The organism is Staphylococcus gallinarum (assembly GCF_000875895.1).
GTDB classification, from domain to species: Bacteria; Bacillota; Bacilli; order Staphylococcales; family Staphylococcaceae; genus Staphylococcus; species Staphylococcus gallinarum.
In genome coordinates, this window is sequence record NZ_JXCF01000001.1 from 1 (window position 1) to 10,567 (window position 10,567).

Annotated in this window: 9 protein-coding genes; 4 read left to right on the forward strand and 5 right to left on the reverse strand. The window is 32.8% G+C overall.

Annotated features, from left to right (window positions below; translation table 11 throughout):
- Window positions 1-723: YSIRK-type signal peptide-containing protein (locus SH09_RS00005; protein WP_042737560.1), on the reverse strand; the 723-nt coding region annotated here is incomplete at its 3' end.
- 536 nt (window positions 724-1,259) lie between these two features.
- A complete protein-coding gene (locus SH09_RS00010) occupies window positions 1,260-2,588 on the reverse strand; it encodes a sodium-dependent transporter (protein WP_042737561.1) in 1,329 nt (442 codons plus the stop codon).
- A gap of 304 nt (window positions 2,589-2,892) precedes the next feature.
- Between SH09_RS00010 and brnQ the strand changes: the two genes are divergently transcribed.
- Window positions 2,893-4,200 (forward strand): branched-chain amino acid transport system II carrier protein, encoded by a 1,308-nt coding sequence (gene brnQ / locus SH09_RS00015; protein ID WP_042737562.1) that lies wholly within the window; start codon window positions 2,893-2,895, stop codon window positions 4,198-4,200.
- Between the two features lie 331 nt (window positions 4,201-4,531).
- Window positions 4,532-4,903: an iron chaperone gene (locus SH09_RS00020; protein WP_042737563.1), complete on the forward strand. Its 372-nt coding sequence runs from the start codon at window positions 4,532-4,534 to the stop codon at window positions 4,901-4,903.
- 186 nt (window positions 4,904-5,089) lie between these two features.
- On the opposite strand, the gene SH09_RS00025 is transcribed toward SH09_RS00020, so the two are convergent.
- Both SH09_RS00025 and SH09_RS00030 read right to left on the reverse strand, forming a co-directional pair.
- Window positions 5,090-5,830, reverse strand: a complete 741-nt coding sequence (locus tag SH09_RS00025) for an alpha/beta hydrolase (protein WP_042737564.1) — start codon at window positions 5,828-5,830, stop codon at window positions 5,090-5,092.
- A 186-nt stretch (window positions 5,831-6,016) separates the two neighbouring features.
- On the reverse strand, window positions 6,017-6,538 hold the full coding sequence (locus tag SH09_RS00030; RefSeq protein WP_042737565.1) for a hypothetical protein: 522 nt from the start codon (window positions 6,536-6,538) through the stop codon (window positions 6,017-6,019).
- 246 nt (window positions 6,539-6,784) lie between these two features.
- Between SH09_RS00030 and SH09_RS00035 the strand changes: the two genes are divergently transcribed.
- Together SH09_RS00035 and SH09_RS00040 are read left to right on the forward strand one after the other, a co-directional pair.
- Window positions 6,785-7,513, forward strand: coding sequence for a poly-gamma-glutamate hydrolase family protein (locus SH09_RS00035; protein ID WP_042737566.1), 729 nt, complete (start codon window positions 6,785-6,787; stop codon window positions 7,511-7,513).
- A 158-nt stretch (window positions 7,514-7,671) separates the two neighbouring features.
- Window positions 7,672-8,892: a pyridoxal-phosphate-dependent aminotransferase family protein gene (locus SH09_RS00040; protein ID WP_042737567.1), complete on the forward strand. Its 1,221-nt coding sequence runs from the start codon at window positions 7,672-7,674 to the stop codon at window positions 8,890-8,892.
- Window positions 8,893-9,325: 433 nt separating this feature from the next.
- Here SH09_RS00040 and SH09_RS00045 read toward each other — a convergent pair whose 3' ends face one another.
- On the reverse strand, window positions 9,326-10,543 hold the full coding sequence (locus tag SH09_RS00045; RefSeq protein WP_042737568.1) for a CynX/NimT family MFS transporter: 1,218 nt from the start codon (window positions 10,541-10,543) through the stop codon (window positions 9,326-9,328).
- Window positions 10,544-10,567 lie beyond the last annotated feature (24 nt).

Below are 10,567 nucleotides of genomic sequence, written 5' to 3' on the forward strand. Positions count from 1 at the left end.
TGAAGTTTGCTCTTGTGTATCTTTCGTTGTTCCTTCTGCCTGTTGATCTTTTGTTGCTGTATCTACCTTATCTTGTTCGTTATATTCTGGATCCACTGGTGATTCTGTTGATTTTGTTTGATTCTCTTTCGTTGTTCCTTCTGCCTGTTGATCTTTTGTTGCTGTATCTACTTTATCTTGTTCGTTATATTCTGGATCCACTGGTGATTCTGTTGATTTTGTTTGGTCCTCTTTCGTTGTTTCTTCTGCCTGTTGATCTTTTGTTGCTGTATCTACTTTATCTTGTTCGTTGTATTCTGGATCTACTGGTGATTCTGTTGATTTTGTTTGATTCTCTTTTGATGTTCCTTCTGTCTGTTGATCTTTTGTTGCTGTATCTGCTTTATCTTGTTCGTTGTATTTTGGATTTACATCGTTAGTGGTTAAATCACTTTCTGTAGCCACATCTTGTGCATTATGTACATCCTTTTGTGACGATGACTTAGTAGTTGCATCTTTACTGTTTTCTTGGTTTATATCTTGCGTATTATTTTGATTCGATTCGTCTGATAAAGAAGTATTAGTATTCACTTCTTGCTTAGATTGTGTAGCGTCAACTTGTTGTTGCTCTTCTTCAGCAGCTTGTGCAGTTCCTGCCCCTAAAAATAATAAAGCTCCAATGAGGATTGACGATGCACCAACACTAAATTTTCTGATACTGTATTTATTTTGTTTTTTCTCCATCTTAGACACCTCTTAAAAATATTCAAAATTACACTCTTAAAACCCAACGCATTTTAAATAAATAAATTAACGATGAAGCGTGGTAATAATTCAAAAAACTTTCCGATGAGAGCTTCCATAATTTTACCTCCTTTAGAAAACGCTTACATTTACAAAGAAAAATTTTATTTATTAAAAGTATTAATCTATAATTTATATATTCGTATACTATAATTAACAATTAATTGCTTCTAATAAATAATTTATTAAAATTGTACTAAACTGATAGTTAAATGTCAATGAAATGACACAATTTAATTTTATACAACTATTACCTGTTTATTGCTGATTTAAACAACATATTTAGCTAATTTAATTTGCAACGATTGATTCAATATACTTCATACTCATTTTACTGAAGTAAATTCTTTATTAATAAACTACTACAAAGTTTTAGTCGAATTTAACCGTCATCAACTGCATATAAAAAAGTGCCAACAAAGCGCAATACTTTGTCGGCACCTACCTATAACTATTAATAAAATAGAGTGTTATCTTTAAATAAATTGAACAACAAATATCAAAATGATTACAATTGGCAATACAAATTTTATTAAGTAATACCACGGTGCAAACAATTTAAATTTATCTTTACCAAAGTGTTCAACTAAATCTTCTTTACTAAGCACATGACCTACAACGAGCGTTGTCCCTAATGCACCTAATGGCATTAAAATATTTGATACTAAGAAATCCATATTATCGAAAATTGTACCCGCTGCAAAATGAATACCACTCAAACTACTGAAGGATAGTGTTGCTGGAATACTGATAATAAATACTAATAAACTAGCATAAAATGATACCGATTTTCTTTTACTGTTATCATTTTTAGTGAAGTTAGATACGTTCAACTCTAATAATGAAATAGAAGACGTTAACGCAGCAAACAAGAATAGTATCAAGAAGATAAAATAGAATGTAGAACCAAGAGCCATTTGATCAAATACTTTTGGCAATACTTTAAACAATAAACCTGGGCCATCCGTTGGCTTGTAACCAAATGCTGCAATTGCTGGGAAAATAGCTAGCCCTGCAAGTACTGACACCAATATATTCATCGCTACAATAGATACTGCAGATGTTTTAATCGGCATCTCTTTTGAAGCATAGCTCGCATACGTAATCATACCTGTAGTTCCAAGTGAAAGTGTAAAGAATGATTGACCTAAAGCAAACAAGATACCTTCCATAGTGATATCTTCAACACGAGGTTGTAATATAAATTTCAACCCTTCCATTGAACCACCTAACGTCAATGATTTTATAACTATGACAATTAAGAAGATAAATAGTAAAGGCATCATAAATTTCGAAGCTTTTTCTAGTCCTTTTTCAACGCCCATCATGACTATAATCATAGTTAACAAGATAAACACACCTTGTCCTATTATCGTCAATAACGGACTTCCAATAATGGATTCAAATTGAATATCTCCAAGTTTACCACCTTGGAATGATAATAATTGCAGTGCTACATTAAATATATAAATGATAATCCATCCACCAATAACACTGTAAAAACCAAACAATACAAAAACAGCTAAATTACCGTTCCAACCAATGATATTCAACCATCTTTTTTGTGTTAATTTCTCATAAATTTTAGTGGTATATGTTTGTCCCATTTTACCAACAGTAAATTCCATAACTAATAATGGTAAACCTACAAAAATTGTAAATACTAAAAACATTAATAAAAAGGCGCCACCGCCATATATACCTGCCATATATGGGAATTTCCACATTGCGCCTAGTCCTATTGCAGAGCCTGCACTAGCTAATATAAAGCCAGTTGAAGACTTCCATTGTGATTGTTTACTCATAACTCTACATCCTTTATATTTTACAAAACTTTATTGCGTTAAAGCGTTTTAGCGATATAGATTATACTATATCATTTTTCTACTTTCGGCTCAATAGCGTTTTTATTAACACAAAAATGTCATACCTTCATTTACTCTTTTATAGCCCTAATTCTCGCTGAAAATGTACAATTTGTGACTATATGTAGTTGTAATACTTTAAATATTAGAAATTGTCTGAAACTTCATTGAATTAAATGGTATTCTGTGTTAAAGTATTTTGTGTTTTGCGCAAGTAAATATCCTTGAAATTGAGGTAATCATAATGAATAAACTAATATTAATGTCTGGTCTCATGTTATTTTCATTTTTCTTTGGGGCTGGAAATTTAATTTTCCCACCGATGCTTGGCTATACTGCCCAAGATAATATGTGGATTGCGATGGGCGGCTTTGCAATAACTGGTATTTTATTACCTTATTTAACCGTCATTGTTGTCGCATATATGAATGGTGGCGTGGAGAGTATTGGTAATAAAGTACATCCAATATTCGGCACTATTTTTGCAGTATGTATATATTTATCAATAGGTGCACTTTACGGCATCCCAAGAGCTGCCAATGTAGCATATGAAATAGGTACGAACCATGTTTTACCTGTACATAACCATGCAACTTTAATCATATTCTCTGTTATATTTTTCTTTGTTGTATACTTTATCGCATTATATCCTAGCCGAATTATAGATAATTTAGGAAAATATCTAACACCTATATTAATTATTATAATTGCGATCCTGTGCATACTCGTTATTTTTAATCCAGAAGGATCAATCGGACAAGCAACTGGTGACTATGCGAAAACACCAGTCGTATCAGGAATCTTACAAGGTTATTTCACAATGGATCTCGTAGCCGCATTGGCATTTTCAGTTGTGATTGTACAAATGTTTAAAATGCATGGCATCGAAGATCATCGTACATTAGTAAAAAATGTAATTAAAGCAGGTCTTATTTCTGCTATCTTATTATTATTAATCTATTTTGCACTTGCTTATGTTGGAGCAACAACGAGTCACGCTGGTTTCAAAGATGGCACAGGCATTTTAACTTTTAACTCATTACGTGTATTTGGCTCACTAGGTAATTTAATTTTCGGTATCATTGTTATACTCGCATGTTTAACAACTTGCGTCGGTCTAGTCAATGCATGTGCGGCTTTCGCCATGAAAAAACTGCCTAAAATTTCATATAAAATGTTTGTACTTATCTTTTCATTATTAGGTTTCTTAGTTTCTACACTAGGTTTAGACTTAATTTTACAAATTGCAGTACCACTATTGACGTTCATCTACCCAACTTCTATCGTATTGGTAATTATTTCATTAGTGAGTATTTTCATACCATTTGATTTAAAATTTGCGTATATTTTACCAACTATAGTCACTTTAATTATTTCAGTATTACAAATTGTTAGTGACTTTAAGTTAAGTTCAGCCATCTCAAATTTATATCATGCATTACCATTAGCCGATATCCAACTCGCATGGTTATTGCCATTTATCCTATTACTTATTATCGGCTTAATTATTGATGCATTATTTCAACATAAAAAACGAAAAGTAACGGTGTAACCACCACAACAACACAATAACTTATCTAACTGTCTATTTCGGTAACAAGCTCAAACTAGTGCGCAAAACAAAGCACTTAACCGTGGCATTTAGAGCAACTCTTAAAGGTATCAAGATCCTTGAATTACTCATTTAACATATTCAAGACTTGATACCTTTTGTCTATCTATTATGAATTAATTTAAACAACATGATTACTATATTATTTGAAATCACGCTATTTACCATAAGCATTGTCACTAGCCCATTCTGTTATGCTATAATCAAAGAAATATTACACATTTACATGTAAAGATATAATTATTTCACTTTAAAAGGAGCTGACATTTACTTGGACTTATTTAAATCATTTCTCAATACTTTAGAAACAGATTCTCAAAAAGACACCATGATCCAAGTATTTCAATGGATGAATGACACATTTCCAAAACTAGAGACAACTGTGAAGTGGAACCAACCTATGTATACTGATCATGGCACATTTATCATAGCGTTTAGTAAGGCTAAACAACATTTCTCAATCGCACCTGAAGCGAAAACTATGTCCCATTTTTCTGAACGCATTACAAATGCAGGTTATTCACAAACCAATAATTTATTCAAAATAAAATGGACACAGGATATTGATTTTAATTTATTACAAGATATTATCCAATTTAATATTGATGATAAACAGAACTGTGATTCATTTTGGAGAAAGTAAAGCAGTATAGCGTCTTAAATGCTAAGTAATGCACAGTTCGCACTTAACATGCTAAAGACAAAAATATGCTACTAATTAATAAAAGACAATTACTACTTTATCTTCACCGATAATAGTAATTGTCTTTTTTGTTGAGCTTAGATTCAAACCAATAAGATCCATGATATTTACACTCATTTGTATTTTTTATTCATAATCTTCTAAGAAAGCAATAATATCCCGTTCTACATCTGGGCGCCCCTCTCCATGCGTCATAAGATGTTTCGAATGTGGATATCCAGAAATTTCCTTGTCATTATGTTTAATATGTTCATAAATGTAATTTGCACTCTTTGCATAGGACTGTTCGTCTTGTTCTCCATATTTAATTGCAATCGGTGCAGTAATATCTTCTAAATTTGCCATCACTTCATCTACGAGCAATTTAAATTTCTGTAACTGTGCATGATAACTTTCAATCATCGTCAATTGTCTGGTTACCTCTTCCTCAGATAACCCTACTAAATCACCCATGCGTTGGCAATAATATGTTAAGCGCGCTTCTAATCCTGCATCATCTTTACTAAATGGTGTCGACATGACAACTACTGAGTGCACATCAGTCGTTTCCGCTAATTTCAACGATAAGATACCACCTAATGACACACCACAAACACTGATTTGTTGATACCCTTGCTCTTGTAAAAAGCGATAGCCAGCTTGTGCCGTTTTCAACCAATCATCCGTATTGTACTCTAGTAAATCTTCTAATAACAAACCATGACCTTCATATGCTGGTACATAGCACGTATAGCCTACTTTATGTAATTTATTCGCTAATAACTTCACATCTCTTATCGTACCGGTAAAAGAATGTAACAGCAATATCGCGTGACTTGCCTCCTGCTGTTCTAAAAATAAAGAATTTGGTGCTTTTACATTTATCATCTTTTGTCACTCCAAATATTAATTTCATATACAAGTTTAAGCTAAAAAATTCAATCGCACAAAACAATTCACCTCATTTATTGATATGACAATAAATAAACGTTGCTTCAATTTGAATGTTCATACTAAATTAAAGCAACGCTATATTGAAATGTTTTAATACAAATTATTTTAAAGACTTAACAACTAGAAAAATTGTAGTTCATAAACAGATTTATCATTATACGTATTAAAGCTATCAATCTTCCCGTTCAAGTGTAAATATTGTTCCTTTCTACTCACATTATGTTTATATGTTATCTTGATATTTAAATTCGAATCATAGCCTTCATTTTTTATTGTATTTTCTATTTCAGAATATACATCCTTATTAATTGGCAATAAATATCCCTCTTTACTAGGTAATATATTAATATATTTACGTTGCAATACATCATCATCACCTAGGTAAATTTCAACTTTTATATTTTTAGCAGCCCCACCACCAAGATTATATAATTTCATATAATCTTGTTCAGACTCACTATCAATACCTGTATTGGTAAGTTGTAATTGATCCTTCTCCCGTGTAACAAGAATCTGATTGAAGCTTAACGCCGGTATAAAACTAATCTTCATTTGATAAAGTTGTATACTTACTGATACAAAGTAAAACAAAGCCATGACAAAAGTTCCAATCGAGCCAATAGCCGATATAATATTAATCATTTATTATTACCTCCATGACATAAATTTTCTAATATTCATTATAAAATCAAGCGTTCCCCACTTTTTAGAACTTACTTTTTTAAAAACATGGTTAATTTGTACGTTACCATGCTACATACCATATATCATTATCAATTGTAGAAAAAACCAATATATCCCTTTAAAAATAAAAATAATTTATTAATTTAATAATAATATGGTAACATATTTAATGTGTAATTAAATTTTAAAATACAGGAGAATTCAATGGCAGAAAATACATATTTTTTCAAATGGTTTTTTAAAAAAGAATTATATATCATAACCTTCACTTGTATGTTTATTTACCTTTTATCAGTCTTTTCTAAACCTGTATATGCTGACAGTTATGCTTCAATGACCGAACTGATGAATGATACAGAACAGGGGATTGACTGGAATTTATCGTATGACAAGCGTTTTGGCAATACGATAATTGCAGCTGTACATGGTGGCAATATTGAACCTGGTACAACAGAGGTTTCTAAATTAATCGCCAACAATGGATTTTATAATTATTATAGTTTTGAAGGTATTAGAACGACAAATAATGGGGAATTGCACGTAACATCTACAAATTATGACGAACCAACTATTTTAGATATGCAACAACAAATGACTAAATCCGTTATGATACATGGCGCTAGTGGTTCAGACTCAGTTGTTTACATAGGAGGAAAGGACGAGCCGTTAAAGAGCTCAATCAAGAAGCAATTAGAACTCAGAGGATTTAATGTTCAACCTACCCCTCGATATTTAGAAGGAGATTCCGATGCCAATATTGCGAATCGTAATGCTAAAAATGCAGGCGTACAGTTAGAACTATCATTAGGTTTACGTGCTTCATTTTTTAATAATGGGGATTTAACACGCTTTTCAAGAGAAGATGAAACAAATTGGAGCCCTATCATGCATGAATTTGCTGACGCGATAACTGTAGCTATTTTGCAAAATTAATAATATTTATCATTCACTTCGTCATATATGTGTGTATATCATTTTTGTAATATTCAAACAAATAAACCTTATTAATTCATCAATTTTGACGAATAATGCTTGTTACCATTCATGTATAATATAAAATGACGGAATTTAAAGAAAATGAGGTTATAAATATGGATGATTTGAAGATTAATAAACGATTAATTATGACACCAGGTCCTGTAAGTGTAGACCCTCGTGTTTCTCAAGCAATGTCTAATTCTATATTAGGTCAGTTCGACTATGAGTTTGTTGGTATAATGAATGAAACAATGGAATTGATACGCCAATCTTTTTTGACTAACAATCAATGGTCATTCCCAATTGATGGTACAAGTCGTGCTGGACTAGAAGCTGTCATTTCTAGTGTTGTTAAACCTGGTGATGATGTACTCATCCCGATTATCGGACGTTTCGGTTATTTATTCACTGAACTTGTCACTAGAGCAGGTGGTATTGTACATAATATTCAAAAACCTATGGGCGAAGTATTTGAACAATCCGAAATAATAGCTGCATTAGATGAAATCAAACCAAAAGTATTGGCTATTGTACACGGCGAAACATCTACGGGACGTCTTCAACCTATTGATAAAATTGGTCGTGCATGTAAAGAACGTGGCATTTTGTCGGTAGTAGACGCAGTAGCAACGTATCAAGGTATGGTTATCCCTGTTGATGAATGGGAACTTGATGCAGTTGTTGGAGGCGCTCAAAAGTGTTTATCTATCCCTTCAGGCATAACACCAATTACCTTTAATGAGCGCTTTAGCGAAGCAATTAATCGTCGTAAACGTGTCGAACTTGGTATACGTTCTGATGAAGTAGTCGAACAAGAACCTTTCATCCGCAGTAACTATTTAGATTTAACCCAATTACAAGACTACTGGAGCCCTAAACGCTTAAATCATCACACAGAATCTACAACTTCAATTTATGCATTGAACACAGGATTGAAGCTTGCACTTAAAGAAGGCATCGAAGCTCGTGCACAACGTCACGCTTTCCATCAAACAGGTTTGAAAGCTGCACTTAAAGCACTCGGACTTGAGATTTATGGTGATGAGGAAAATGAAATGAAAATGGTAATCTGTATAAAGATTCCAAATGGTGTAGATGATGCTACCTTTAGAGAAGGTTTATTAAAGCACTATGGTATTGAAATCGCTGGTTCATTCGGAGATCTACAAGGTAAGATTTGGCGAATTGGCATAATGGGTTATGCTGTAGAAAAGCAAAATATATTAACTTTCTTATCAGTATTTTCACTTTACTTAGCACAACAAGGTGTACCTAATTTAGAACCTGAAAAAGCACTTACTACATTATTACAACATTACGCAACACAAGATTAATCCTTTTTGATTTACATCACACATGTATGTCTCGTAGATTAATTGTATGAATTACACATTTTAAATTTAAAATAATACGCGCCCTTAAATGAAATTAATCGTTCATTTAAGGGCGCTTTTAGAGCTATAATACACATATCAACTGAACAATACTCAACAATGTCTAACCAAAAGCTAAACCAAACATGATTTTAATACTGATCATACTATTACCATTCACGGTAAAAAATCCTCACCAATAGCTACTGTAGTATTGTATAGTGATGCTTCTTGTGAATTAACATAATAAATAAGCCACCCACTTCCAAATATCCTTAGAAAGTGGGTGGCTTAATAAGTTGTACAGTAACTCTATCGAATCACAACAACCTTACTTCGACGTAATATCGCTATTACATTACAAACTAATTAATTTTTCAACTTGACTCTTTTGTTATAATGATTCATCTTCTATGACACGTCTCTTAGAAGCAGGATAACCAAATGCAAAGAATAGCACTGACATTACAAGCAAGGCAATGATTCCAGAAATCCAACTACCTGTTGCATCATGAAGATAGCCGATTAAAAATGGACCTACGGCAGCTATCAAGTAACCTACTGATTGACCAAAACCAGATAAAGAGATGCTGCCCTCACTTGTTTTCGCTCTAATTGAAAAGAATGTCATACATAAACTGAAACAAGCGCCCATCGCAAGACCAGCAATAACAATCCCTATAATAAGTAGTACTAAAGATTGTGTGAAGAATAAGCTAAATCCTACTATGAATAGTAACGTAATAATAATTACTAATATGCGTTGATCCTTTAACTTAGAAGCAATAATCGGAAAAGTAAAGGTCATTGGTACTTGTGCGAACTGATTTAACATGAGTAAATAACCCGCAGTTGATGGATCTAAACCTCTATCTACTAAAATTGATGGTACCCATGCAACAACGGTATAAAACACCATTGATTGGAAGCCCATAGTTAATGCCACCATCCACGCTAATTTAGAGCGAGTGATTTTAACTTTTTTTGGTTTAACCGTCTCATTAGAATCCATAGCTGCACGTTCTAATGTTGCCCCTTTTCGAGCTTTTGGCAACCATAATATAATGGCCATAATTGCCAAAACAATCCAAAATGCTAAAGACAATCTAAATCCTAAAGGTGATATTTGTGATAATGGAAAGCTCAATCCTCCGCCTAAACCTGCAGTAAAATTCATCGTCCCACTATAAATTCCCGTCGCCACACCAATTTGCAATGGAAAATACCATTTTACATAACTAGGCAACATCACATTCCCAAATGCTATGGCAATACCCAATACAACTGTACCAATAATAAACAGTGTAAAATCACCTGCAACACGAAGATAAAGGGCAAATATGAGTAAAATTGTTGAGTACAATATCGTTCTCGACATCGTCAGACGTGCTGTTACTTTAGAGACAACCGGTGATACAATAGCAAAAATAACAAGCGGTATCGTTGTGAGTATACCTGCAACACTATTATTTATCTCCATCACATGTTTTATCTCATCTACTACTGGACCTACGGAAGTAAGTGGTGCACGAAGCGTCGAAGCGATAAATACTATCGCTATAATCACGCCCCAATTCTTATTTATCTTATTCACATGAGAAGGATCAGTCATTTTATATCACCTTTCTTTGTAATC

Coding starts and splice junctions, on each gene's coding strand:
- brnQ (WP_042737562.1), top strand. CDS start 2,893: ATGAATAAACTAATATTAATGTCTGGTCTCATGTTATTTTCATTTTTC.
- SH09_RS00030 (WP_042737565.1), bottom strand. CDS start 6,538: ATGATTAATATTATATCGGCTATTGGCTCGATTGGAACTTTTGTCATG.
- SH09_RS00040 (WP_042737567.1), top strand. CDS start 7,672: ATGGATGATTTGAAGATTAATAAACGATTAATTATGACACCAGGTCCT.
- SH09_RS00010 (WP_042737561.1), bottom strand. CDS start 2,588: ATGAGTAAACAATCACAATGGAAGTCTTCAACTGGCTTTATATTAGCT.
- SH09_RS00025 (WP_042737564.1), bottom strand. CDS start 5,830: ATGATAAATGTAAAAGCACCAAATTCTTTATTTTTAGAACAGCAGGAG.
- SH09_RS00045 (WP_042737568.1), bottom strand. CDS start 10,543: ATGACTGATCCTTCTCATGTGAATAAGATAAATAAGAATTGGGGCGTG.
- SH09_RS00035 (WP_042737566.1), top strand. CDS start 6,785: ATGGCAGAAAATACATATTTTTTCAAATGGTTTTTTAAAAAAGAATTA.